Here is a 25,441-nt window from a genome sequence, read left to right as displayed (position 1 = left end):
CAATGCCTGGCCAGTCGGCGGATGCGATTGTCAGGAGCTGAGATGCGGAAGTTGATCGCCGGAATGAAGATGTCTGTCGACGGCAAGATCGAGGGGCCGGACGGCATTGCCGACTGGGTGGACGCCTGGTCCGAGGACTACGGTCTGACGCCACAGATCGATGCTTGTCTGCTCGGTGGCGGCATGTATCCGGGGTATGAGCAGTACTGGACACACATTCAGGAGCAGCCGAACGCTCTCCATCCGCTGACCCGCGCGGTACCCACCTCAGGCGAGGTCGAGTGGGCGCGCTTCGCCGCGCACACGCCGCACTATGTGTTGTCCAGCAAGGTGACCTCGGCGCTGTGGCCGGAGACGCGTTTCCTGCGCGGGCTCGACGACGTCAGAGATCTGAAGCAGCAGGAGGGCTTGGACATCTATCTGATGGGAGGTCCGGTCGTCACCGCGAGTCTGGTGGACGCCGGGCTGGTCGACGAGATCCGGCTGATCGTCTACCCGCTGGTGGCCGGCGAGGGACGAGCCCTCTTTGCCACGACGGAGCAACGCCACGGCCTGGAGTTGCTGAAGGTCGAGCAACTCACCGGCGGACTCCTGCGGCTGATCTACGGAGTCTCATGAACAGCTGCCCCTCGGCGGGGTAGGCAGAGCAGTGCGGACAGCATGCCGCCGGCGGCAATCAGTACCCACAACACCCACGGCCGGATCGCGTACGCGGCGCCGCCGATCAGCGGCCCGGCGCTCGTGCCTATTGTGTAGGCGACGCCGTACAGCCCTTGGTAACGGCCGACGAGCTGCGGCGGAGCCAAACCTCCGAGGTAGGCGGCAGCGACGGAGGTGGCCACCATCTCTCCGAGAGTCCACATCAGTACCGTGCCGGACAGCAGGACCATGCCCGCCGTGAAGCCGGTCAGCGCGAGGCCGACGCCGATCAGCAGGTTGCCGATGGCAAGCACGTACTCCGGCCGGTAGCGCGAGACCACCCCGGTGACGGGCAGCTCGAACACGAGCACGACCAGACCGTTGAGGGCAAAGAGGAGACCGAAGTCGCGTGCGCTCAGTCCCAGGTCGCTGACGTGCAGCGGCAGGCCGACACTGGACTGGATGTAGACGAACCCACCGACGACGGTCATCAGCAGGAACCGCACCAAGGCGCGGTCCGCGAGCGCACGGCGGTACCCCACTGCCTGGTCCGTCGGCATGGCAGGGTCGCCCCGCTCGAGGCGCCCGCGTGGCGAATCCCGGACCAGTACCGCCACGATCACCCCGAACAGCAGGCATGCCCCCGCATTGGCCAGGAAGAGCTCCGGGTAGGAGTTCGAGGCCAGGACACCGCCGACGACACCGCCCAAGGCAGAGCCGACGTTGACCGCGAACCGGAACACCGCGAAGGCGGCCAGCCGCTGTTGGGCCGTCACGACGGAGTCGAGGAGCACTGCCGACGCGGCCGGACGGTAGACCTGCGACACCACGCCGATCAGACCGACGACGGCGACGAGGATCGGGAACGGGCCGACGATCGGCACACTTGCCGTCAGGCCGGCGGTTGGCACGCTGGACAGCACGATGGTCCATTTCCGGCCGATCCTGTCGGCGAGATAACCACCGACGGCGTTGCCGAGGATGTTGCCCAGACCCGAGACACCGAGCACGACCCCGGCAGCAGCGGCGGAGAAGCCGCGCCCGGTCAGGTAGAGCACGATGAACACCGGCAGGAAGTCGCCGGCGCGATTCACGAGGATGCCGAGACTGAGGATCCATACCTGAGCCGGCAGGCGGCGTACGGCGTCCCGGAAGCGCGGGTGGTGGACGTCCGGCCGCGAAGTACTCACGCGGACGGTGCGTTGCGCGCTTGGCCGCCTGCTGTCTCTGCGTTTCGCCGGAATGCCAGTAGGTGCAGCATGATCAGCCCGGGGACGTAGACGGTCGGAATCAGGCTGACCGGGAGATCGGCAAGAGCGGCGGTCGACGATTCCCCGCGCAGTACGCCGGCCGCGCTGTCGGAGTACAGCAGTCCGAGGAGGATGGCCGACACCAGGTCGACGAGGCCGAAGACGTTCCAGACGACATAACGAGCACGCAGACCGCTCGATCGCGAACCACGCAGGAGAGCGATCGTCAGTGGTACGGCGACGAGGGCCGAGACCATGTCACCGATCCCGGCGGGGAGTCCGAAGTTGGCCGGATAGGTTCCGGCCGCAACGCCGATGACGAAGACGACGCCGACGAGGCGACAGATGTGAACTGCGGTGACCCACGCGAGCGGCAGCTGCAACACCAGCGTTCGAAACTGCCGGCTGATCGCGTACGCAACCAGGGCACCGGTGACCGGCGCCACGATGAAGAGAGCGAACAGCAGGGGTGGTCGATGCGGCTGGTCCAACCGTCCGGCGGCGCTCAGGGCCACCGCGGCCGCCAACCAGGCGGCGGCCGCGGCCAGCAGACTTACTTGCAGGCGCCGGCTGCGTACGCCCACCTCGATCGTGTTCGCCATCAGGACCACCTCACAATCCGAGTGGCATCATCGAAGCACCGGCCGCCTTCACCTCGGCTTCAGCTCACCGAACCGCGCCGAAGCCGCCTCGAGCGTTCGTTGCCGCCCCGGGAACTGGGAATGGCAACGGCGCGCACGTGGTGTCTGCGCCGTCACCGGATCTGCGGGGTGGCAGGGTTCCGTCCGCAAGGTAGGCGGCGACCTGGTTGTCGAGGCAGGCGTCCCCCGACAACGAACTGCCGTGCACAGTGCCACCGGGCAGCGCGATCAGACTCGAGTGCGGGTAGAGCCGCCGTACCTCGAGACTGCCCTCGAAGGGTGTTGGGCCGTCGAGGGTCTGGTCGATCAGCAGCGCACTGTCGACCTTGCTCCCGTCGATCTTCAACGGCTTGTGCGCGGGCGCCGGCCAGGTGAGGCACGGCGCGTTGTACCAGGCGTTTGCCCAGGTCTCGAACGGTGCCTTGGCGAAGGTCGCCCAGTTGTCCCGGGCCCAGGTCGACCACTGGGTCGGCCACTGGGCGTCCGTGCACTGTACGGCGTTGTAGACGGCGTAGGAGTTGTCGTTGCCGAGACCGTCGATGATCAGGTACAGGTTCTCGAGGTTCGCGACGTCGCCGTTGTGCACGAAGCGCGCGAACGCGTCACCGAGGAGGGTCCAGGAGGCCTGCTTGTAGCCGGTCGGGAGGAAGATGTCGACCCATTCGTCACCACCGATCTTGCCGTCGGCTGGGTGCAGACTCAGCCGCGCCTCGGTTCGGTAGAACAGCGTCTCGACGGCCTTCTCGGTCCTGCCCAGGTGATAGACGGCGTCGTACTTGGCCAACCACCCGAACCAGATCTTGATGATCGTGTTGAAGGCGACGTCCTGGTTCAAGTTGGCCTGGTAGAAGACGTTGCGGGGGTCGACGTTGCTGTCGAGCACCATGCGGCGGACGTGGGACGGGAACATGGTGCTGTAGACCTGCCCGAGGTACGTGCCGTACGAGTATCCGTAGTAGTTGAGCTGGGCGACGCCGAGTGCGGCGCGGATGCTGTCCAGGTCCTTGGCGTTCTCGATCGTGGTCATGTGCGAGAGCAGCGGACCGTTCGCCTTGCAGGCAGCGGCGTACTGCTTCGCGCGATCGAGCCATTGGTCGACTGTGGACGGCAGCAGCGGGATGTACGTCGGCCGGTTGAAGCCGAAGTAGTTCGGGTCACACGAAAGGGCCGGTCGGGATGAGCCGACGCCGCGCGGATCGAACCCGATCCAGTCGTAGTAACCTCCGGCGCCGTTGGGTACCAGCTGGCCCCACGTCGACAGCCCGAGGCCCGATCCACCCGGTCCGCCGGGGTTGATGAGCATCACGCCCTGGGCTTGTGCGTCGGGCACCGTGTGCTTGACTCGTGAGACCGCGATCTCGATCTTCGGACCACCCGGATCGGCGTAGTCGAGGGGTACCGGCAACATTCCGCACTCAGCACCGGCGCTCTGGAGGTCGGGGTCGGTACAGGTGGACCAGCTGATCGAAGTCGCGGTTGTCCGGGGAGCCGCGGCCACCGGTGTCATCCCGCCCGCCACGAGCAGTCCACTGGCGAGCACGACCGGAACCGTGACCAGACCGACCGCTCGGCGGCGGCTACCAAAAAGTCTTGTCATCGAACCCCACTCCTGTCCTGGACGGCGGAAGGCAGGCTATGCAGGCCCGGCTTCAGATCGCCTTCACTCTGCGGGTGACACCAATGAAGGGAGGCAGGTCAGGCGAGTCCGGATCGGCTGATCAGGCGGCGACGAAGGGGTGTAGCGAGGCAGAGTTGGATGAGCGCCAGCAGGGCTCCGAGCGCCGCGGCGCTGCTCCAGAGTGCTGTTGGTCCGGCGCGATCGAACACTGTGCTACCGACTAGCGGGCCGATGACTGCTCCCACGCCCCAGCACGCTGTGCCCGCCAGGCCGAGGTACCGGCCGCGCAGGTCGGCCGGAGCAAGTGCGGCGAAGGTGGCGCCGAACATTGTCGCGAGCCCGATCTCACCACAGGTCCAGACCAACGTTCCAGCGGCATAGTCGGCGACGCTGTGCACGAACACCTCGCAGCCCTCGCCCAGACCGACCAAGAGCATCGCCCGGAACTCGGCCAGCGCGAGAACCTCCGTGTAGCTGCTGCGCCGCGGGCCGGGCGAGCTGATCCGATCCGATCCGCCCGGCCCCGGCATTACCGATCTCGCTTGCCGGTGCGGTTGCTCACCAGGTCCGGTCCGCTCGTTGCGTCGGCGGTGACTTCAGTTCGCGGGTGATGAGCTCAGACACTGCAGGCATGATTGACCTCCCGATGGGCGCGGGACGGGGACGTCCCCTGGCCCGCCCATGGTGACCAATCCCGGCTTCACCTGATCTTCATCCCGCGCGTGCGGCGACAGTCGGGCCCGCAGCCGCCGGTTGAAGCCAAAGCTCCAGTGCGGTTGGTGCGGAGTCAGTCGTCGGGAGTTGTGGATGAGTGGGCGGGGAAGGTCACCTGCACTGTCAAGCCGCCGTCGGGTCGGGGTTCTGCTTCTACTGTGCCGCCGTGGGCGTGGGCGATTGCCTCGACGATCGACAGGCCGAGGCCGACGCCCGTCGGTTTGTTCGGTCGATCATGGTCCAGTCGGCTGAACGGTTCGAAGATCGTGGGGATCTCGTAGCGGCGGACGGTCGGTCCGGTGTTGGAGACAACGATCATCGCGCGATCGTTCGATCGCTTGCCGGTGGTGACCCGCACCCATCCGTCCGGGACGTTGTAGCGGATGGCGTTGTCGACGAGATTGTGGACCAGGCGTTCGAGCAGCACGGCGCTGCCGGTCGTTGGAGCCTCCTCGAGTTCGTCGATCAAGGTGACCGATGCCCCGACGTGCTGCTCCGTGACGTGTTCGGCGATGTCGGCGAGGTCGACGTACGACTCCGCGGTCAGCTCGACCTTCGAACGAGCAAGAACGAGCAATCCATCGATCAATCGCTCATGCCGGCCGTTGACCTCGAGGAGTGTCTCGCTGAGCTCACGCAGGTCGGCCGAGGCGGACTGGCGATGGACCGCGATCTCCAGAAGCGCTCGATTGACGGCGAGCGGACTGCGCAGCTCGTGAGAGGCGTTGGCGATGAAACGACGCTGGCTGTCGAACGCCTGGTCCAGGCGCCCGAGCATCAGGTCGAAGGTGTCCGCCAGCTCCTTGAGTTCGTCGTTCGGACCCTCGAACGCCAGCCGTTCGTGCAGTCCCGGGTCCGCCGGGGGAGCGCCGGCGATTCGGCGGGCGGTCTCCGTGACTCGTTGGAGCGGCTGCAGCATCTGGCCCGCGATCAGCCAGGCGATGGCGGTCGCGGCCGCGACGACGACCGCCAGCACCAGCGCTCCGAATCCGAGGAGGCTGTCGAGGGCATTGTCGGTCACGCCACGGACATCGAGCTGACTCCCCGAAGGGCTCGAAGGTGCACCAACCGTCGGTTGTGGTGCCGCCCCGGACGGCGCGGGAGTAGCAGATCTGACCGTGTCGACCATTGGCTGATCGGCGTGCAGCCGCTGGGAGACGAGCAGGTAGGTCAAGGCGAGGAACACGATTCCGGCGAGCAGTACGAGGCCGCCGTATGCCAGGGTGAATCGTCCGCGGATGGTGAACCGGGGCAGCTTCTGAACCTTCATCTGATCCGATACCCCACTCCGGGATCGGTTTCCACGATCGGTGGGTCGCCGAGTTTGCGCCGGAGCTTCAGAATCGTCATGCGCACGACCTGAGTGAACGGGTCCGCGTTCTCGTCCCAGGCCTTCTCCAGGAGCTGCTCGGCCGAGACGGCCGCGCCGTCGGCGCGCAGCAGTTCGGCCAGGACCGCGAACTCCTTGCGGGACAATGGGACATAGCGACCGTCGCGATGCACCTCGCGGCGATGCAGGTCCATTCGGATGCCGGCACGGTGCAACGACGGCGGTGCGACCGAGCGTCCACGCCGGACGAGTGCTTGGATGCGCGCGGAAAGCTCGACGAAGGCAAAGGGCTTCGGCAAATAGTCGTCCGCGCCGAGTGCAAGTCCTGCGACTCGGTCGTCGACTTCCGTGGCCGCCGTCAGCATCAGCACCCGGATCTCGGGATGGCCGGTGACGATCTCGCGGCACACCCGATCACCATGGATCACCGGGAGGTCCCGATCGAGGACCACCACGTCGTACTCCGTGAATCCGACCCGCTCGAGAGCGGCAGCACCGTCGTGGGCGACGTCGACGGCGTGAGCGTCGCTGCGGAGCCACTCCGCGACAGCAGCCGCCAGTAACGGCTCGTCCTCGACCACCAGGATCCTCATGGCTCCATGCTGGACCCTTGCCCCGTCAACTCCGTGTCAACTCGACGTCAACTCGACGGTTACCACCACGTGACGACCTGACCGCTGTACTGCTTTCGAGGCCGGCGAACGACCGGTTTTCGGGAGGTTGTGATGGGCAACGTGAGAGTTGGACTGGCGTCGCTGTTCTGTCTGGCGGTCGCCCTGGGTGGCACAGGTTGCGGGCGCAGCGACGCCGGCCACGACACCGGTGTCGCCTCGGCGGCAGGCTCGACCGGGACCGCGACCGGCACCGCGACGGCGACGCCGAGTCCGAGCGGTACCCTGTCCGACCAGGATCGCGCCGTGAAGTTCGCGCAATGCATGCGCGCGAACGGAATTCCGGGCTTCAAGGACCCGAAGCCGGGAGATGGCGGTGTCGCCATCGATCTCCCGGACGGCGTCAGTCAGGCTCAGGCCGACGCCGCCATGGCAAAGTGCAAGGACCTGCTCCCGGGCGGTGGGACGGCCGGAAAGATCGATCCCCAGCAGATCGAGAAGAACCGTGCGCTGGCGAAGTGCATGCGGCAGAACGGGGTGCCGAACTATCCGGACCCCGGCCCCGACGGTGGGATCAAGATCGAGGGAGTCGATCCGAACTCCACCGCGTTCAAGTCGGCTCAGCAGAAGTGCCAGAAGGACCTCCCACCCGGGTCCTCGGTGGAGAGTCACGGATGAGAACGACCGTACGTCGGCGCCGCGCCCGCAAGGCGGCCACGGCGGGTGTTCTGGTCGCGGCACTCGGATCCGCCGCGGTCGCCGCGCGAGGACTCGGCCTGGCCGACTCCCGGGGTGACGACCATGCGGCCGTCGCGACGCCCACGGCGACCGCAAAGGTGACCAAAGGGACGCTTGTCGACACCCAGAAGGTGGCCGGCCAGTTGGGGTACGGCGAAGCAAAGAACGTTCTCGGCAAGCTCGGTGGAACAGTCACGGGACTGCCTGCCGCCGGGTCGGTCCTGCACCGTGGCCAGGTCGTGTATCGCGCGGACGACAAGCCGATCATCTTGCTGTATGGCAGCCTGCCTGCCTATCGGGCCCTGTCCGTCGGTATGAAAGGCGCCGACGTCCTGCAGTTCGAGCAGAATCTCGCGGCGCTGGGGTACGACGGGTTCACCGTCGACACCAAGTTCTCGGCCGCGACGGCCAAGGCTGTCAAGCAGTGGCAGCACGACCTGGGCCTGGACAAGACGGGCACGGTGGAGCTCGGTCGCGCCATCTACGCCCCAGGTCCGATCCGGGTCGACACTGTCAAGGTTTCCGTCGGTGACAACGCGCAAGGCGGGGCGCTGCTGACGTACACGGGCACCGCTCGGGTCGTCACGGCAGATCTGGAGCTCTCCGACCGTCGTCTCGTGCGCGTTGGTGCGGCCGTACGAGTCGTCCTGCCCGACGGTAAAGAGATACCGGGGAAGGTCGTCGGGGCCGCGACGGTTGTCGTCACCGGTCAAGGTGGGGACAACAGCGGATCGGACGACTCGACGACCAAGCTCCGGGTGACAGTTGCGCTCGGCAACAAGGCAGCGGTCGGCCTCGAGGCGGCGACGGCCGACGTCGAGTTCGCCGCGTCCGCTCGGGTGGGTGTGCTGACAGTTCCTGTCGCTGCTCTGCTCGCACTGGCCGAAGGTGGCTACGGTGTCGAGGTCATCAGCGGATCGACCAGCCGGATCGTTGCGGTGCGCACCGGGATGTTCGCCGACGGGCGGGTCGAGGTGACCGGGCAAGGGCTGGCCGCAGGTATGACGGTCGGGGTGCCGTCGTGAGCGCCGTGGTCACGCTCGATCGGGTCACCAAGTCGTACTCAGGAGGCGTGACGGCCCTCCGCGACGTCTCCCTCAGCATCGGGTACGGCGAGATGACGGCGATCGTCGGGCCGTCCGGATCCGGGAAGTCGACCATGCTGCACCTGATCGGTACGCTCGACCGTCCGTCCTCAGGGTCGGTCGTCATCGACGGACACGCGGTCGCGACCTTGCCGGACCGCGCCCTGTCGGCGCTGCGCGCACGGCGGATCGGGTTCGTCTTCCAGCAGTTCCATCTCGCCCCGGGTCAAACGGCGCGCGACAACGTCGCGGACGGGTTGCTGTACGCCGGTGCGCCGGCAAAACGACGCAAACGCCTCGCCGAGGAAACGCTCGAGCGCGTCGGCCTGGCGGGAAGAGTCGACCATCTGCCGCACGAGTTGTCCGGTGGTGAACGGCAGCGGGTCGCGATCGCCCGGGCGATCGTCGGCGGGCCGGCGATTCTGCTCGCCGACGAACCGACCGGAAACCTCGACACCTCCTCAGGTGCGCGGGTGATGGCGTTGCTGCACGAGTTGAATGCGGCGGGGACGACCGTTCTGGTCATCACCCACGACCGAGCGATCGCCGCCGGTCTGCCGCGGCAGGTTGCCCTGCGGGACGGATCGGTGATCTGAGATGGCCGTCACTCCAGCCCCTGCCAAGCTGCATCCGTCGGACGTGATCCGCGTCGGCAGCGCGGGTCTGCGCACTCGTCCGCTGCGGGTCTTCCTGTCGGCGCTCGGCATCGCGATCGGCATCGCCGCGATGACGTCGGTGGTCGGCATCTCGTCGTCGAGCCGTGCGGAGGTCGACCGTCAGCTTGCCGAGCTCGGGACGAACCTGCTGACGGTCCAGGCCGGTACGTCCATCGACGGGAAGAGCGCGAAACTTCCGCTCGAATCGGTGCGGATGATCTCCAGAATCGGTCCGATCCTCGACGCCGCGGCGACCGGCGAGCTCGCGGGCACCAACGTCTATCGCAGCGACCGGATTCCCGAGGTCGAGACCGGAGGACTGTCCGTGCAAGCAGCCGGCCTCGAGCTGCCGCGAACCATCGGTGCGTCGATCGCGCGCGGCACCTGGCTCAACGCGGCGACCGCAAACTACCCCACCGTCGTGCTCGGGGCTGCCGCAGCCCGGCGGCTCGGCATCGATACTGTCGGCACCGGGATCCAGGTCTTCATCGGCCGGCGCTGGTTCACCGTTATCGGCATCCTGACGGCGACGCCGCTCGCGCCGGAAGTCGATTCCGCAGCGCTGATCGGCTGGCCGGCCGCCCACACCTATCTCGGGTTCGACGGACATCCGACCACGATCTACACCCGGTCCGAGGACGCTGCCGTCGCAGCCGTTCGCGCTGTACTCCCGGCTACCGCCAACCCGCAACGACCCAATGAGGTCAAGGTCTCCCGGCCGTCCGATGCCTGGGCGGCCAGGCAGGCGACCGCCAAGGCATTCACCGGCCTGCTGCTCGGTCTGGGGGCGGTGGCCTTGCTCGTGGGCGGCGTCGGCGTCGCCAACACGATGGTCATCTCCGTTCTCGAACGTCGTCCTGAGATCGGGCTGCGCCGCTCCCTCGGCGCGACGCGCGGACAGATTCGCGTTCAGTTCCTCGCCGAAGCCGTTCTCCTGTCGACGATCGGCGGAGTCGGCGGCGTGCTGATCGGCATCGTCGTGACCACCCTCTACGCGTCGACGCAGGCCTGGCCGGCAGTCGTCCCGGCCTGGGCAACGGCCGGTGCTCTCGGTGCCACGTTGCTCATCGGGATGATCGCTGGTCTCTACCCAGCCGTCCGCGCCGCCCGGCTGTCGCCGACCGAAGCCCTCGCAACTCCCTGAACACCTCATCAGTTGAAATGGAGAGAAGACATGGCAACGACACAACCCCGGTCGGCCGCGACCAGGACGAGCCGACGTCACTTCCTGGGCAGCTCAGCGGCGATCGCCCTCGGCCTCGCGCTGCCGACCGTCACCGCCGGCAGCGCCCGAGCCAGTGCGTCCCGGCGAATCTGGTTGACCTTGCCGAGACCGACGGGCCAGTACGACGTCGGCGCGGCCTCGCTGCGGCTCGTCGATACCGGGCGCCAAGACCCGTGGCTGGCCGGCTCACGCCCACGGGAGCTCATGGTGACCTTGTGGTATCCGGCCCAGGCGACAAACCCCGAGCCCGTGGCCCCTTGGATGACGCCACGGGCCCTGTCGTACCTGCGGCCGGAACTGACCGCATTCCTCAACGAGCCGACGGGTCCCGACGGTTCGCCAAGCCGGCCGCCGACCGCCACCGCGACCGCCACCGCCACCGCCACCGCCGCAGACTCGGCACCGATCTCACTCGACCGCGTGCAGTTCCCGAACACTCATGCCCGACGGTTCGCCCCGGTCGCTCGGAGCGTACGCAGGCTTCCGGTCGTACTGTTCTCACCGGGGTACAAGCTCGACCGCGAGTACGGAACGTACCTCGCCGAGGACCTCGCGAGCCATGGCTATGCCGTCGTCACCCTCGGCCACACCTACGACGCGGCGGAGGTCGAGTTCCCCGGTGGCCGGGTCGAGTTGGGCCGGCACGACTTCGACGTACTCGGCCATCGCGCCATGCAGATCCGCCGCGACGACGCGAGGTTCGTCATCAGTACCCTCGGCGAACTCAACGCCGGCGGCCGGGCATCTGGACGGAGGCAGCACCTTCCCCAGGGTCTGGCAGAGAGTCTCGACCTGAGCAGGATCGGCATGTTCGGTCACTCCCTCGGTGGAGCCACCACCGCGCAGACGATGGCCAACGACGAGCGCGTCATCGCCGGCCTCAATCTCGACGGCAGCTACTGGCCCGACTTCGATCCCCTCACGACCGGTCCGGACGAGGTCGGAAAGGCGCTCGCTGAGATCGCCCGCCGACTCGGCGACCGTCCGTTCCTGCACCTGGCCTCCGGTGGTTTCGGCCCGGACTACTTCGGCGACATGGTGACGGGCTTCTGGCGCGGCCTCACCGGCTGGAAGCGGTTCTTGTCGATCGTCGGCTCGACGCACTTCACCTACACCGATCTGTTGCCGTTGCTCACGGACCTTGCGGCCGCGAAGGTGATACCGGCTGCTCCTCAGGTCGGCGTTGGCCTCGATGCTGGACGTGCGGTGGCAGCGATCCGCCACTATGTCCGGGCGTTCTTCGATCTCTGGTTGCGCGACCGGTCGACGCAGATCTTCCGCGGACCTTCGCCCAGGTATCCGGAGGTCAGGTTCTACTCCTGAGCCGAGCCGAGCCGAGCGGAGCTGAGCCGGGGTCAGGGGTCAGCGTCTGCCGAGGCGGCGTTCGTTGGTGGTGGCGGTGTAGGGGAGGTGGTAGTGGGCGAAGATTGCGGCCTCGTCGGCCGCGGCCAGTTCGCCGTCGGTGTCGATGGACGGGGCGTCCTGGACAAGCTTCTTGGGGTAGCGGACGCGGACGGTCTGGGGCGTGACCGTGGCGCCGGCGACCGGGACGAAGGCCAGTCGGTGGTTGAGCATGCCGATCTTGACGGTGACGAACGCCGGTTCGTCGGTTGCGGTGTCGACGTACACCGCCTCGAGGTCGCCGATCTTGTCGCCCGAGTCGGAGATGACCTTCTGACCGATCCAGTTGCTCAGATTCTCCGCCGCAAACATGATCAGCCGGTACCCGAACAGCGCAGGCTCAACCGGCGACGTCCAGGACCGCTTGGGCGAAGGTCGGCGGATCTTCTTGCGGGGGATTGTGGCCGATCCCCGGCAGTTCGCGTCGGTCGAAGCTGCCGGTGAACAGCGGGGCGTCGCCGCGCGAGTCGTCGGCGCCGAGGCCGTCGGCGAGGGCGTCGAGGGAGATGGTCGGGACGGTGATGGCCGGCCTCGTCGCCAGGATCATCTCGAGGTTGTCGTAGCGCGGGTCACCCGGTACGGCGTTGCGGCGGTGCCGGTAGGAGTGGATGACGGTGGCGACGAAGTCGGGGTTGTGCAAGCTCGGCGCGCTGGCCGCGAACGCGGCGTCGCAGTCTGCCCACGTCGGCGACCACTGCCGCCACAGCAGTCCGCACAGCTCGTCGGTGTAGCGCTCGAGCCCGGCGCGTCCACGGTCGGTCAGGAAGTAGTGGGTGTACCACGCGGCACTCTCGGCCTCCGGAGGGTGAGGCTCTCCGGAACGGGCGATGTTCTGGATGTTGTACCCGCCGACCGTCACCAGCCCCGCGACCCGCTCGGGTGCTACCGCCGCCGCGATGCAGGCAGCTCGGCCGCCCCAGTCGAACCCGCCGACCACGGCGCGCTCGATCTCGAGTGCATCGAGCAGGTCGAGGAGATCCTGGCCGAGCGCCGCTTGCTGACCCGAGCGCATGACGTCCGGGTCGCGATAGCGCGTCCTGCCGAATCCCCGCAGGTACGGCGTCAGCACGCGCATCCCCGCCCGGGCGAGAATTCCGGCGACTTCGTCGTAGCACCGCACGTCGTACGGGAAACCGTGAAGGAACACAGCCGTTGGACCGTCCAACGGTCCGGCGGCGTCGTACGCGATCTCCAGTGAAGGCGTCGAGGCAACGAGCAATTCGTTCACACCACGAGCCTCATCAGCTTGTCGCGCTCAAAGACGAGGGCGTCGCGAACGACCGGCTCGCGGCGCCTGTGGTTTTGAGGATGTTGAACAGGAAGTCGCGGGTCTTGTTCGGCGAGGGCGCCGCGACACAGAGGGCTTCCATTGTTTCGGTGTACTGGTCGAGGTCCTCGAGCTTGTCCAGGTAGAGCGCGCTGGTCAGGTGCTCGATGTACACGATGTCCGGCAGGTCCTGCTCCGCGAACCGGAGGATGGAGTACGCGCCGCCGGTCCCCGAGTGGCCGCCGGTCTTGAACGGCATCACCTGCAGCGTGACATTCGGCAGCTGGGTCATGTCGATCAGGTGCTCGAGCTGCAGCACCATCGCCTTCGCTCCACCGATCGGCCGCCGCAGCGCGGCCTCGTCGACCACGGCCCAGAGTCGTACCGGGTTCTGCTTTCTCAGGATGGTCTGCCGGCCGACCCGGAGCGCGACCCTCCGGTCGACCTCGTCGGCGGGAATCAGTCCGCGACCGAGCTGGACGACGGCGCGGATGTAGTCCTCGGTCTGCAGCAGACCCGGGACGAACTGCAGCTCGTAGGTACGGATCATCGAGGCAGCGGCCTCGAGATCGAGGTACGAGTGGAACCAGCTCGGCAGCACGTCGCCGTACCGGTGCCACCAGCCCGGGTTGTTCGCCTCGCGAGCCAGCGCGAGCAAACGCTCGCGTTCCTCGCCGTCGTCGAGGCCGTACAAATGCAGCAGGTCGCTGACGTCGCGTTCCTTGAACCCGACGCGGCCGAGCTCCATCCGGCTGACCTTGGACTCCGACGAGCGGATCTCCCAGCCTGCGTCCGACCGGCTGTAACCTGCGGCCTCCCGCATCCGGCGTAGATGCGCCCCGAGGATGATGCGAAGCGCGGTCGGTCCGCTCTGCGCGCCCGACTCCGTCACACCCACCTCCCAGGCCCCAGCGTCTCAATCAGCGGCGGCCTCATCGGCATGCGCCGTCATCACGCGATAGACACCCAGCGTGCGAAATCTTACCGCACCGTCCGCGCGCGCATCCTGCGTTCGGACACGCGCGCGCACGGCGCGGCACCATGGTCAGGCCTTCTTGGCGATACCCGCCATCAGGATCCGCTGCCACGGCTTCAGGTCCGCGACGTCCGGGATGTCGGCGTCGGGGTCCTCCGGGAACCAGCGGGCGAGGAAGTCCAGGCCCGGAGGAATCAGCGGCAGTCCGAGGAAGTGCTGCTCGATCCGCTCCGGGGTCCGGATCCAGCCGTTGCCGAGGCTCTCCAAACCGGCCCGCTCCATGTTCTTCTGCAGCGGCTCACCGGTGTCGACGAAGTCGGTGATGAACAGGTAGCTGCCGGGGACGAGGGCGTCCATCAGCGTGCGCACCCACTCGTCCGGCTTCTCGTCGTCGTGGAAGTGCATGTGGATGCCGACAATCATCAGCGCGATCGGGCGGCTGAAGTCGAGGTGCTGCTTGATCTCCTCGTTGTCGAGGATCGCCTGCGGGTTCCGGAGGTCCGCGGTGACGACGATGGTGCTGTCGTTGGTGGCGAGCAGGGCCTGACCGTGTGCGAGCACGATCGGGTCGATGTCGACGTACACCACCTTGGCGTCCGGGTTGATCTCCTGCGCCGCCTCGTGGGTGTTCTTCTGCGTCGGCAGACCGCTGCCGATGTCGAGGAACTGGTCGATCCCGGCGGTGCGGGCGAGGTAGTGAACGCCCTTCACCAAGGCCTCGCGGTTCTCGATCGCGCAGCGGCCGGCGTCCGGCACGTACTTCAAATACAGTGCGGCGCCTTCCCGGTCGGCGGCGAAATTGTCCTTGCCACCGAGCAGAGCGTCATAGACGCGGGCGATGGTCGGTTGGGAAGTGTCGAAGCTCGGAGTGGCATCCGGAGCGTCTGAAGTCGCCATCGGCAAAGCCTTCTTGGTCGGGGAGTTCTTGAGGTCATAGTAGGGCAGGTGCGGACTTGTGGACACACCGGTTCAGTAAGTCGCGGGCATCAGACCGACAGTTCGCTGAATCGACTGATTCGTCAAGTAGATAAGGCTTTTCGGATTCACGTTCTTCCCACGGAATCAGCGGCATTGAGTTGTGCAGACCGGTTTGGCATTTCCGCCGCGGGTGGGTTCGGCTTGACGGGTGTGACGGCGGGATCTAGCGTTGTCGAAGCGCTTCGACTGAGGAGAGTGGCCGCCCGATGAAGTTCACCGACGGGTACTGGCAGTTGCGGGCGGGGAGGTCGCGGTTGCGGCCCGCCGAGATCGAGAGCGTGCTGGTGGGGGAGCGCGAGCTGACCGTGTTCGCGCCGGCCCGCCGGGTGGAGCGCCGGGGCGACTCGCTCAACCAGCCGATGTTCACGGTGACGTTCTCGTCGCCGGCCCGGGGCGTGATCGGGGTCCGGATCGCCCATCACCTCGGTGGCCTGCCGGCGCACCCGGCGTACGAGCTGGTTGTCGACGACGACCACCCGGTCAAGGTCGAGGCGGGTGCGACCGAGGCCCGGCTGACGTCGGGTGAGCTCAGCGTCGTGGTCGGCCTGGACGGTCCGTGGGACGTGCGCTTCGAGCAGGACGGGCAGCCGCTGACGAACTCGGGTGAGCGCAGCGTCGGTCTGATCACCGATGCCGACGGCAAGCACTACCTGCACGAGCAGCTCGCGCTCGGGGTCGGCGAGACGATCTACGGCCTGGGCGAGCGGTTCGGGCCGTTGGTGAAGAACGGGCAGGTCGTCGACATCTGGAACGCCGACGGCGGCACCTCCAGCGAGCAGGCGTACAAGAGTGTGCCGTTCTTCCTGAGCAGCAAGGGGTACGGCGTCTTCGTCGACAGCCCGGCCCACGTGTCGTTCGAGGTCGGGTCGGAAGTGACGTCGCGCAACCAGTTCAGCGTCGCGGGTCAGGAACTGCAGTACTACGTCCTCGCCGGCCCGACGCCCAAGGACGTGCTGAGCCGCTACACGGCCCTCATCGGCAGGCCGGCGCGCGTGCCCGCCTGGTCGATGGGGTTGTGGCTGTCGACGTCGTTCACCACTGACTACACCGAGGAGACGACCAGCGAGTTCGTCGCCGGGATGGCCGAGCGCGACCTGCCGTTGAGCGTGTTCCACTTCGACTGTTTCTGGATGCGGCAGTTCCACTGGTGCGACTTCCAGTGGGACCCGGCCGCGTTCCCGGATCCGGCCGGCATGGTGCGGCGGCTGAAGGAGCGCGGCCTCCGGGTCAGCCTGTGGATCAACCCGTACGTCGCGCAGCGGTCGGTCCTGTTCGAGGAAGGACGCCGGCTCGGCTACCTGCTCAAACGTTCGGATGGGTCGGTCTGGCAGTGGGACCTGTGGCAGGCCGGGATGGCGATCGTCGACTTCACCAACCCGGCGGCGACCGCGTGGTACCGCGCGAAGCTGCAGGAGCTGATCGACCTGGGCGTCGACTGCTTCAAGACCGACTTCGGCGAACGGATCCCGACCGACGTCGCCTGGTACGACGGTTCCGATCCGGAGCGGATGCACAACTACTACCCGCAGCTCTACAACGCTGCCGTCTTCGGTCTCCTGGAAGAGAACCGTGGCACGGGTGAGGCGGTGCTGTTCGCGCGGTCGGCGACGGCGGGCGGTCAGCAGTTCCCCGTGCACTGGGGTGGCGACTGCGAGTCCACGTTCGAGGCGATGGCCGAGTCGTTGCGCGGCGGGCTCTCGCTGGCGGCGTCGGGGTTCGGCTACTGGAGCCACGACATCGGCGGGTTCGAGGGCACGCCGGACGCGGCGATCTTCAAGCGCTGGGTGCAGTTCGGGCTGCTCTCGTCGCACTCCCGGCTACACGGTTCGTCGTCGTACCGGGTCCCGTGGGCGTTCGACGACGAGGCGGTCGGCGTACTGCGGAGGTTCACCAAGTTGAAGCTCTCGCTGATGCCGTACCTGATGACCGCTGCCGGCGAGGCGCACCGCGAGGGCATCCCGATGATGCGGCCGATGGTTCTCGAGTTCCCTGGCGACCCCGCGGTGGCCTACCTGGACCGCCAGTACATGCTCGGGCCGGACCTCCTCGTGGCGCCGGTGATGAGCTTCGACGGCAAGGTGTCGTTCTACCTGCCCGCGGGGACGTGGACGCACCTGCTCAGCGGCGAGCAACTGGCTGGACCACGCTGGGTCGAGGCGGAGTACGGCTTCGACAGCCTGCCGCTCTTCGTGCGCGAGGGTGCGGTGATCGCGGTCGGCGCAGTGGACGACCGGCCGGAGTACGACTGGGCCGACGACGTGGAGCTGCGCTGGTTCGCCCCGGCCGCTGACGCGTCGGCGACCGTCAGATTGCCCGCTCAGGACGGGGGAGTGGCCGCGGTGATCGAGTTGAGCGTCCGCGACGGAGAGGTCCAGTCGCGCGTGGTCGAGGGAACCTGCGAGCGTTACACCGTCAAGCTGGTCAGTACGACGCCGGCGGCGGAGAACATCGCGTAGACGCTGTGGACCTCGGCCGACTGCCCGAGGTCCTCGATCTCCACCGGGAGGGGAGCAGGCGCCGAACCGGGCGGCACCTGCACGCTGCCCAGGACGCGCCCGTGCAGCGGGTCGTCCAGCCGGAGCTCGATCTCGGCGGTCGCAGTACCCCGGTTCGCGGCCCACAGCAGATAGTTGCCATGCGCATCGAGCAGCACGTCGTGAAACGCCAGCCAGGCGCCCGGTTCGACCGCGATGACCGCCTCGCCGTACTCCGGCGTCGCGGTCGTCAGCGTGGTTCCGCAGTACTCGTCGAAGCTCGTGGCGATCAGGTGATCGAGCGTGCGGGGCGGGATGTCCTCCCCGACGACGTCGAGCGTTGCGATCATTCGAAGGTCGGTGCACGACCGACCAACCATGATCCTGTGGGCGGCGGTCTCCACGCAGTGCCGGTCGCGGGTCACGTCCCAACTGCCCAGGTCGTGGCCGGCGATGGTCAGTTCGACGACCTTGCTCTCGCCCGGCAGCAGCGAGATCCGCTCGAACCCGCGCAGCTGCCTCAGCGGTTGTTTGACCCGCGAGCGCAGTTGGTGCGTGTACAGCTGGGCGACCTCGCAGCCGGGCCGATCGCCGGTGTTGGTCACCGTGAACGACACCTGAACCTCGCCGTCGGCGGCGATCGAGGGCGTGCTGAGCCGCAGGTCGCCGTACTTGAAGGTGGTGTAGCTGAGGCCGTGGCCGAACGGGTACAGCGGGGTGCCACGGAAGTAGAGGTACGTCGCGTCGGTGGCGACGATGTCGTAGTCGAGCAGGTCCGGCAGGTCGGCCGCGGAGTGGTACCAGGTCTGCGTCAGCCGTCCGCACGGATCGCTGTCGCCGAAGAGTACGTCGGCCAGCGCCCGGCCGTACTCCTGGCCACCGTGGGCCGACCACAAGACTGCCGGGAGCTCCCGCTGAGCCCAGCGGATCGCGAACGGGTAGCTGCTGCTCAGCACCAGGACGGTACTGGCGTTGGCCGCCCGCACCTGCCGGATCAACCGATCCTGGGCGGCGGGCAGGTCGAGGCTCGCCCGGTCCTCGGTCTCGCGCCCGTTCACCAGCGGATGGTTGCCGAGCACCACGATCGCGACGTCGGCGCGCGCTGCCGCCTCGGCGGCCCGGGCTGCGCCGTCGATCCGGGTCTCGAGCTCGAACGGCGTACCGTCGCGGGTCAGAGTGACGTTGCCCGAGCCGTCGACCGCGAGATATTGGCCGCTGTGCAGGTGAAGGATCAGGAGCTGGCCGCCGGACGGCACCAGCCGGAACGTTTGCTTGACCTCCCATCCGTTCGGCCCGGGCTGGTCGGCCACCAACTCGCCGTCATCGGTGACCGTCAGGTGCTGCCCGTTGCGCACCGAGCGCAGCGCCCACGCGTCACCACCCCAGTCGAACAGGTCGAACTCGTCCCCTTCCGCCGGTAGTGGCTCCGCGCGGAGCACGGCGTCCGCGCCCACGGTCAGGTACGTCGAAGTTTCCGCGACCCGCAGCGCCATCCGGTCGACTCCCTCGCAGTACTCCACACGATCGGCGCCCAGCCGCTCGGCGATGCCGTCCACCGCGGTCACCTGATAGGGGAGTGTTCCGGCGTACCAGTCCGCGGAGAGCGTGCCGGCCAGCGGGCCGATGACCGCGACCCGATGGGTCGTCGCGGGGTCCAGCGGGAGCACCCGGCCGTCGTGCTCGAGCAGCACGATCGCCTGGCGGGCCGCCTCTTGGGCGAGCTGCTGATGGGCGGGGCAATTCACCAGTTCCGGTTCGAGCCTGCGGTACGGGTCGAGCTCCGGCGGATCGAACTCACCCAGCCGCAGCCGGACGGCGAGCACCCGGCGAGCGGCGGCGTCGATGTCGTCGTCCGTGAGCAGCCCACGTTCGAGAGCGTGCTGGATCCGCTCGATGGTCGGGCCGGAGTCGGAGTCGTCCTGGGTGAAGCTGTCGACCCCGGCGCGGAGCGCGGCGGCGTACGCGGTCGCGGCGTCCGGGTGGTACCGCTGCAGCCCGAAGAGGTTGCCCGGCGCGTACGCGTCGCTGACCACGAGCACGTCGTCCGTGGTCCAGGTGCGAAGCGCCTCGTTGATCAGCGGGCTGAGATGGGCGGGCCGTCCGTTCACCAGGTTGTACGACGGCATCACCGCGACCGCTGCGCCCGCCTCGATCGGGGCGCGGAAGGCGGGCAGTTCGTAGTCGTGCAGGACCCGCGGCGGCAGGTTGCTCGAGGTTGTGCAGCGGTCCGTTTCGTTGTTGTAGGCAAGGAAGTGCTTGAGGGTCGGCGCCGTCTTCAGGTACCGCGGGTCGTCGCCGGCCAGCCCACCGCCGTACGCGGTCGCGATGACCCCGGTCAGCCAGGGATCCTCGGCGTACCCCTCCTCGTTGCGGCCCCAGCGCGGGTCGCGCAGCGGGTTGACCACCGGCGCCCAGACGTTGAGGCCGACACCGGCCGGGTCCTTGTGGTGGAAGATCCGTACCTCGTCGCCGACCGCACTGCCGACCGCGCGGACCAGGTCCGGGTTCCAGCTCGTGGCCAGCCCGACGGCCTGGGGGAACACCGTAGCGGGACCCAGCCAGGCGACGCCGTGCAAGGCCTCGGTGCCGGTCCGGAACGCGGCCAGCCCGAGACGCTCCACCGGCGCTTGGTGCTGGTGCAGTAACGCGACCTTCTCCTCCGGCCGGAGGCGCGCGAGCAGGTCGTCGACCCGGTCGCGGACGGACCGGGACGGGTCTCGGAACGGGACAGGCTGGGCGGAAGGGGTCATCGGCGATCGGCTCCCGTGCGGCGGTCTCGGGCCCTTCGAACCGGTGGCGGAATCGAAGCGCTTCGACGAATGACGTGAACAGAGGGTCGCACTCCGTACAGGCCAGGTCAAGACCTCGCCGTCACCCGCCTTGCTCCAGGCTGGGCGCTACGCTAATTTGTTTGGCTTGAAGCCCAACTAATTCTGGGATCAACCGTGGAAGGCTGACCTCATGACACTGTGGTACGGCGGCGACTTCAACCCCGAGCAGTGGGATCCGGCGATGTGGAAGGAAGACATCGACCTGATGCAGCAGGCCGGGGTCAACCTCGTGACGGTCGGCGTGTTCTCCTGGTCGAGTCTCGAGCCGGCGCCGGGGCGGTACGAGTTCGGCTGGCTGGACCGGGTGCTCGACGGTTTGCACGACGGCGGCGTACAGGTGGACCTGGCGACGCCGACGGCCTCGCCGCCACCGTGGTTCAGCCGGCGGCACCCGGAGGCCTTGCCGGTGACGGCGGACGGCGTACGGCTCACCCATGGCAGCCGCGACACATACTGCGTGTGCGCGCCGGCGTACCGCGAGGCCGCGCGCGGGATCGCCCATGCGTTGGCGGAGCGGTACCACGACCATCCTGCGCTGGCGATGTGGCACGTGCACAACGAGTACGGGACGACGTGCTACTGCGACCTCGCGGCCGAACGCTTCCGCGCGTGGCTGCGGCAGCGGTACGGCTCGCTGGACCGGCTGAACGAGGCGTGGACCACCGCCTTCTAGAGCCAGGGGTACGCCGATTGGTGCGACGTCGAGCCGCCGCGAAAGACGCAGTACCTGGTCAACCCGACGCACTTCCTGGACTACCGGCGGTTCTGGTCCGACGAGCTGCTCGCGGCTTTCCGGGAGCAGAAGACCGTCCTGCGCGAGTTCTCGGACGCGCCGGTCACGACCAACTTCGTGTTCGGCGGCTGGGTGCCGGTGAATCACGCCCGTTGGGCCGCGGAGGTCGATCTCGTTGCCATCGACCACTACCCGGACCAGGCCGGCGACGGCGCCGAGGAGCAGACCGCGTGCGGCGCTGATCTGGCGCGGTCGTGGGCCGGCGACAAACCTTGGCTGCTGATGGAGCAGTCGGCCGGGACCGTGAACGACGGGCACCGGATGCACACGAAGGAGCCGGGCCGGATGGCTCGGCACAGCCTCTCGCACCTCGCGCGCGGCTCGCGAGGAGCGCTCTTCTTCCAGTGGCGCGCCTCGCGCGGTGGGTCGGAGATGTTCCATTCGGCGATGGTTCCGCACTCGGGGCCGGACACTCGGCGGTTCCGCGAGGTGGTGGAGCTGGGGTCGGTCCTGCCGCGGCTCGCCGAGATCGGTGACAGCACGGTCGAGGCCGGTGCGGCGATTCTGTGGGATGCCGAGTGCTGGTGGGCCATGCAGGGTACGCACCTGCCGTCGTCGGCGCTCGACTACCTCACCGCGGTACGGGCCGCGCACCGGCAGTTCTTCCGGGCCGGCGTCACCGTCGACTTCGTTGCTCCAGGCACCGAGTTGTCGGCGTACCCGGTCGTCGTCGTGCCGTCGCTCTATCTCGTTTCGGACGAAGCGATCGAGACGATGGCCCGGTACGTGCACGGTGGTGGCCAGCTGGTGGTCGGTTACTTCAGCGGCATCGTCGACCCCGACCTCCGGGTCCGGCTCGGCGGGTATGGCGGAGCGTTGGCGGAGTTGCTGGGGATCCGGGTCGAGGAGTTCCATCCGCTGCCGCCCGACGGCGAGGTGGGGTTGGCGTCGGGCGGTCGCGGCCGGCTGTGGAGCGAGGAGGTCCAGGTGCTCTCCGCCGAGGTGGTCGACCGGTACGCCGGTGGTGTGCTGGACGGCAAGCCCGCGATCACTCGGCACCAGGTCGGCGCCGGCGCCGCGTGGTACGTCTCCACGGAGCTCGACGACAGTACTGTCGCACGTCTTGCCGGCTGGTCCCCGTCGCGGGTGGAAACGGTACGGCGGAGTGCCGGCGGGACCACGTGGACGTTCCTGTTGAACCACGGCGCGGAGGATGCCGACGTACTTGCCGACGGCATCGAGCTCGTCTCCGGAACCCCTGTCGAGGGGCAGTTGCGGGTGCCCGCGGGCGGCTACGCGGTGGTCAGGTCGCGATGAGGCGCAGTGCTGTCGCGGGCGGTCAACGTGGGCGGCACCAACGTCAGCTCGGGGACGACACCGTCCTCGAGCTTGGTGATCAGCGACTCGACGGCCTGACCGCCGATCCGCTCCGCCGGGATCGTGACCGAGGACAGCCGGGGGATCTGCCGCTCGGCGACGTCGTCCGCGCAGATCGCGACCAGTGACATGTCCTCCGGGACCCGGCGGCCGAGCCGCCGCAGGACGTCCAGCAACGGGCCGATGATCGGCTCGTTCTGCACTACCAGACCGCTGATGTCCGGGTGGTCCCGGAGCAGCTGCTCGACGGTGTGCAGGACCGCTTCGAAGGTGTGCTCGCAGGGCGTTTCGACCCCGAGTACCCCGCGGCGCTCGGTGGCTCGCGTGAAGCCGGTGAGCGTTCGCTGCGCGAAGCCGGTCTGTCGCTCGTAGACCGCGGACGGCGTACCGAGCAGGGCCAGGGAGCTGTGGCCCTGATCGACGAGATGGTCGACGCACAGCTCGCCGGCCGCGACGAAGTCGAGGTCGATGCAGGTCAGTCCCTCGGCGCGGTCCGGGTACCCGATCAGCACGGCCGGCAGCGGCAGCTCCCGCAGGACCGGAACCCGCTCGTCGTGCAACTCGACGTCCATCACGATCAGCGCGTCCACCAGCGAGCTCTGGGCAACCCGCTGCAGCCCGTCCGGTCCTTCGTCGGCGGTCAGCAGAAGTACGTCGTGGTCGAACCTGCGGGCGGTCGTGACGATCGCGGCGGCGAACTGCATCATCACCGGCACATGCATCCCGGTGCGGAGCGGGATGACCAGCGCGAGCACGTTGGACCGCTGACTGGCCAGCGCGCGGGCGCTCGCGTTCGGCCGGTAGCCGAGTGCGCGAACGCTCTGCTGCACCCGCTCGCGCGTGTCGGCGGAGATCGACCGCTTGCCACTCAATACATACGACACGGTGCTGGCCGCAACCCCCGCATGCTTTGCCACATCCGCAATCGTCGCCATCCGCCACCCCTTCCCTGTAGTCCCCCAGTCTTACCTAGTCGAACCGCTTCGACACCCTATTTCGACACCTCGGTTCGGCCCGACGGCCGGGGTCGAGGTGCCGGCTGGGGCGGTGCCGGCACCTCGAACGGCCCACGCGAACGCTTCGGTCAGACAGCGCCGAAGCGTTCGGTGTGGATCTTGCGGGGTGGTATGCCGAGGGAGATCAAAGCCGCGCTCACCGCGCCGACCATCGGCTGCGGGCCGCAGAGGAAGTAGTGAGATCGCTGCGGGCGGCGGGGGAGATGCCGGCGGAGCAGGCTCTGGGTGACCCGGCCGGTCTCGCCGACCCAGCCAGGGCCTGGGCGACTCAGCACCTCGGTGACCAGCACGGTGAGCCGGCTTCGGAGCTCGGCGACCTCCCGGCGGAGCATCAGGTCGTCCTCGGTCCGGGCGGCGAGGATCAGCCGGTGCACCCGGCGGTCGCCGCGGTCGGCCAGTGTCCGGAGCATGCTGAGCAGTGGCGTGATGCCCACCCCGGCGGCGATCATCACGAAGCCGGGCGCGTCCTCGTGGCCCGCGATCGTGAACCCGCCGTACGGGCCGTCGAGGAAGACCTGGCGTCCGGGCCGGAGCGCGGCGAGCAGTTCGGTGAAGTCGCCGAGCGCCTTGATGGTGAACTCCATCCGCTCCGGGTGCGCCGCCGTGGACGCGATGCTGAACGGGTGCTCCTCGAAGACGAACGGTGTCGAGCCGATCTTGAGCCAGACGAACTGGCCCGCCTCGAAGCGCAGCCCGGCGTGGCCGGCCGCGCGGATCGTGAGCGTGACGCCGTCACCCGGTACGCGCCGCACCGACTCGACGACGTACCTGTGCTTGCGTGCGCGCAGCGGCAGCAAGATCCAGCGCCGGGCGAACAACGCGAGTATCAGTAGCGCAGAACCGACGAACCAGACTGCGACCGCGACGTGCGAGATGAGGTGCCGTAGGAACCAGACGTGCAGCCACGCGGTGACGAGGACGACCATGACCAGACCGTTGTGCACCAGTCGCCACCCTTCGTACCTCGGCTGTCGGCGGGTACGCCGGAGCGCGAGGACGACGACGAGCACCAGCGCGATCGTGGAGGTGATCGCGGCGCGGGCGGCCCAGGTGGTGTGCGCGAGGTCGAGGATCGACAGACCGCGTGGATCGACGAAGAGGACGGATATGAGGTGTACGACGATCATGGCGGTCGCGATCAGCGCGATCAATCGGTGCACGCCGAGGATCGTCTCGATCCCGAAGGCGGCGATCAGGTGGGGGAGTCGGGCCGGGAGTGCGACGGCCACGACCAGGGCGGACAGTCCGACCAGCCCCGAGCTGAGCACAACGGCCTCGCCGTCGGTGATGCCGGGCGGGCCGATCGCCGCCCAGGTCAGCAGCAGCGGGATGAGCAACAGGTCGGTGTAGAGGAGGAACCAGGCCAGGCGGGCGGCCGGGCCGCGGACACGTGCGGAAAGCCGGTAACGAGGCATGACGAAGTTTCTTTCCAGGTCTCGAGCGTCGCAGCGCTCCGGAAAGCAGGCAGGGGCGTACCACGGTGAGGGCCCTGGTCAAGGGCCCTCGACTTCTCCAGGCACCGTCCGGTGCCATGCCCTGATCATGGCCAATCGCAAGCCGATGTTCCATCAGACACAGGTAAGACTTTCAGTTTCGCCCGAACTCGCTCCACGCCCTGGCCTGTCAGTTGCCATGAGCAACTTTTTGAGAGACTGTTTTCGGTGGTGTACGGCGGCAGGGATAGGGCGTACTCTCCGCAGTAAGCGACCGGTGTTACTGCAGAAGCCTCGGTCGCCAGGCGCCGGTGTCTAAGCAGTCAGTGCACCGGGGCTGTCTCCGTTGTCGGATGGTCGTCGGCTGCAGAGCCGGTCAGGCTGTGGCGGCAGGACGGATGGCGCGAAGGCGCGCACCGGCCCTGTCCTCTGGCCCCGGGTGGGGGTA

Annotated in this window: 21 protein-coding genes and 1 pseudogene; 9 read left to right on the top strand and 13 right to left on the bottom strand. The window is 68.0% G+C overall.

The window, feature by feature from the left end; genetic code table 11:
• The first annotated feature begins 42 nt into the window (after window positions 1–42).
• Window positions 43–618: a dihydrofolate reductase family protein gene (locus tag AB0E69_RS11025; protein WP_360142676.1), complete on the top strand. Its 576-nt coding sequence runs from the start codon at window positions 43–45 to the stop codon at window positions 616–618.
• On the opposite strand, the gene AB0E69_RS11020 is transcribed toward AB0E69_RS11025, so the two are convergent.
• From AB0E69_RS11020 to AB0E69_RS10995, 6 genes are all read right to left on the bottom strand, one after another.
• Window positions 603–1,829, bottom strand: a complete 1,227-nt coding sequence (locus AB0E69_RS11020) for an MFS transporter (RefSeq protein ID WP_360142674.1) — start codon at window positions 1,827–1,829, stop codon at window positions 603–605. The two genes, AB0E69_RS11025 and AB0E69_RS11020, sit on opposite strands and share 16 nt — an antisense overlap.
• On the bottom strand, window positions 1,826–2,491 hold the full coding sequence (locus AB0E69_RS11015) for a hypothetical protein (protein WP_360142672.1): 666 nt from the start codon (window positions 2,489–2,491) through the stop codon (window positions 1,826–1,828). Before AB0E69_RS11015 ends, AB0E69_RS11020 begins: the two co-directional genes overlap by 4 nt.
• Window positions 2,492–2,555: 64 nt before the next feature.
• Window positions 2,556–4,127 (bottom strand): alpha/beta fold hydrolase, encoded by a 1,572-nt coding sequence (locus AB0E69_RS11010; RefSeq protein ID WP_360142670.1) that lies wholly within the window; start codon window positions 4,125–4,127, stop codon window positions 2,556–2,558.
• A gap of 98 nt (window positions 4,128–4,225) precedes the next feature.
• Entirely contained in the window at window positions 4,226–4,678 is a 453-nt protein-coding gene (locus AB0E69_RS11005) for a hypothetical protein (protein ID WP_360142668.1), read from the bottom strand.
• 257 nt (window positions 4,679–4,935) lie between these two features.
• Window positions 4,936–6,132, bottom strand: a complete 1,197-nt coding sequence (locus AB0E69_RS11000; protein WP_360142666.1) for a HAMP domain-containing sensor histidine kinase — start codon at window positions 6,130–6,132, stop codon at window positions 4,936–4,938.
• A complete protein-coding gene (locus tag AB0E69_RS10995) occupies window positions 6,129–6,785 on the bottom strand; it encodes a response regulator transcription factor (protein WP_360142664.1) in 657 nt (218 codons plus the stop codon). The genes AB0E69_RS11000 and AB0E69_RS10995 overlap by 4 nt, the downstream gene beginning before the upstream one ends.
• A 132-nt stretch (window positions 6,786–6,917) precedes the next feature.
• On the opposite strand from AB0E69_RS10995, the gene AB0E69_RS10990 reads away from it, so the two are divergent.
• From AB0E69_RS10990 to AB0E69_RS10970, 5 genes are read left to right on the top strand one after another with little or no spacing between them, the layout of a single operon-like run.
• On the top strand, window positions 6,918–7,481 hold the full coding sequence (locus AB0E69_RS10990) for a hypothetical protein (protein WP_360142662.1): 564 nt from the start codon (window positions 6,918–6,920) through the stop codon (window positions 7,479–7,481).
• Complete coding sequence (locus AB0E69_RS10985; protein WP_360142660.1) at window positions 7,478–8,566, top strand: peptidoglycan-binding protein; 1,089 nt, start codon at window positions 7,478–7,480, stop codon at window positions 8,564–8,566. Before AB0E69_RS10990 ends, AB0E69_RS10985 begins: the two co-directional genes overlap by 4 nt.
• A 5-nt stretch (window positions 8,567–8,571) precedes the next feature.
• Window positions 8,572–9,222, top strand: a complete 651-nt coding sequence (locus AB0E69_RS10980; protein WP_360143024.1) for an ABC transporter ATP-binding protein — start codon at window positions 8,572–8,574, stop codon at window positions 9,220–9,222.
• A gap of 1 nt (window position 9,223) precedes the next feature.
• Window positions 9,224–10,426, top strand: a complete 1,203-nt coding sequence (locus tag AB0E69_RS10975; RefSeq protein ID WP_360142658.1) for an ABC transporter permease — start codon at window positions 9,224–9,226, stop codon at window positions 10,424–10,426.
• A gap of 30 nt (window positions 10,427–10,456) precedes the next feature.
• Window positions 10,457–11,830 (top strand): hypothetical protein, encoded by a 1,374-nt coding sequence (locus tag AB0E69_RS10970; RefSeq protein ID WP_360142656.1) that lies wholly within the window; start codon window positions 10,457–10,459, stop codon window positions 11,828–11,830.
• Window positions 11,831–11,869: 39 nt separating this feature from the next.
• Here AB0E69_RS10970 and AB0E69_RS10965 read toward each other — a convergent pair whose 3' ends face one another.
• The 4 genes from AB0E69_RS10965 to AB0E69_RS10950 all read right to left on the bottom strand — a co-directional run bounded on the left by AB0E69_RS10965 (window position 11,870) and on the right by AB0E69_RS10950 (window position 15,048).
• On the bottom strand, window positions 11,870–12,220 hold the full coding sequence (locus AB0E69_RS10965) for a PRC-barrel domain-containing protein (RefSeq protein WP_360142654.1): 351 nt from the start codon (window positions 12,218–12,220) through the stop codon (window positions 11,870–11,872).
• A 28-nt stretch (window positions 12,221–12,248) separates the two neighbouring features.
• Complete coding sequence (locus tag AB0E69_RS10960) at window positions 12,249–13,136, bottom strand: alpha/beta hydrolase (RefSeq protein WP_360142652.1); 888 nt, start codon at window positions 13,134–13,136, stop codon at window positions 12,249–12,251.
• 13 nt (window positions 13,137–13,149) lie between these two features.
• On the bottom strand, window positions 13,150–14,067 hold the full coding sequence (locus tag AB0E69_RS10955; RefSeq protein ID WP_360142651.1) for a helix-turn-helix transcriptional regulator: 918 nt from the start codon (window positions 14,065–14,067) through the stop codon (window positions 13,150–13,152).
• 153 nt (window positions 14,068–14,220) lie between these two features.
• Complete coding sequence (locus tag AB0E69_RS10950; protein WP_360142649.1) at window positions 14,221–15,048, bottom strand: SAM-dependent methyltransferase; 828 nt, start codon at window positions 15,046–15,048, stop codon at window positions 14,221–14,223.
• Between the two features lie 287 nt (window positions 15,049–15,335).
• Here AB0E69_RS10950 and yicI point away from each other — a divergent pair, with 287 nt between their 5' ends.
• Window positions 15,336–17,585, top strand: a complete 2,250-nt coding sequence (gene yicI, locus AB0E69_RS10945) for an alpha-xylosidase (RefSeq protein ID WP_360142647.1) — start codon at window positions 15,336–15,338, stop codon at window positions 17,583–17,585.
• Here the strand turns inward: yicI and AB0E69_RS10940 are convergent.
• Window positions 17,534–20,353, bottom strand: coding sequence for a glycoside hydrolase family 3 C-terminal domain-containing protein (locus AB0E69_RS10940; RefSeq protein WP_360142645.1), 2,820 nt, complete (start codon window positions 20,351–20,353; stop codon window positions 17,534–17,536). The two genes, yicI and AB0E69_RS10940, sit on opposite strands and share 52 nt — an antisense overlap.
• Window positions 20,354–20,564: 211 nt before the next feature.
• Between AB0E69_RS10940 and AB0E69_RS10935 the strand changes: the two are divergent.
• Together AB0E69_RS10935 and AB0E69_RS10930 are read left to right on the top strand one after the other, a co-directional pair.
• Window positions 20,565–21,668 (top strand): annotated as a pseudogene (locus AB0E69_RS10935) (beta-galactosidase); the annotation flags it as partial.
• Window positions 21,657–22,484 (top strand): beta-galactosidase trimerization domain-containing protein, encoded by an 828-nt coding sequence (locus tag AB0E69_RS10930; protein ID WP_360143022.1) that lies wholly within the window; start codon window positions 21,657–21,659, stop codon window positions 22,482–22,484. The pseudogene AB0E69_RS10935 and the gene AB0E69_RS10930, both read left to right, overlap by 12 nt.
• Here AB0E69_RS10930 and AB0E69_RS10925 read toward each other — a convergent pair.
• Together AB0E69_RS10925 and AB0E69_RS10920 are read right to left on the bottom strand one after the other, a co-directional pair.
• Complete coding sequence (locus AB0E69_RS10925) at window positions 22,460–23,479, bottom strand: LacI family DNA-binding transcriptional regulator (RefSeq protein ID WP_360142643.1); 1,020 nt, start codon at window positions 23,477–23,479, stop codon at window positions 22,460–22,462. The genes AB0E69_RS10930 and AB0E69_RS10925 overlap by 25 nt on opposite strands.
• A gap of 149 nt (window positions 23,480–23,628) precedes the next feature.
• On the bottom strand, window positions 23,629–24,975 hold the full coding sequence (locus tag AB0E69_RS10920; protein WP_360142641.1) for a ferredoxin reductase family protein: 1,347 nt from the start codon (window positions 24,973–24,975) through the stop codon (window positions 23,629–23,631).
• Window positions 24,976–25,441 lie beyond the last annotated feature (466 nt).

The sequence above is a fragment of the Kribbella sp. NPDC026611 genome (genome assembly GCF_040638345.1).
Lineage (GTDB): Bacteria > Actinomycetota > Actinomycetes > Propionibacteriales > Kribbellaceae > Kribbella.
The sequence above is the reverse complement of the archived record's forward strand: the minus strand, read 5'-3'. Positions and strand labels throughout refer to the sequence as shown.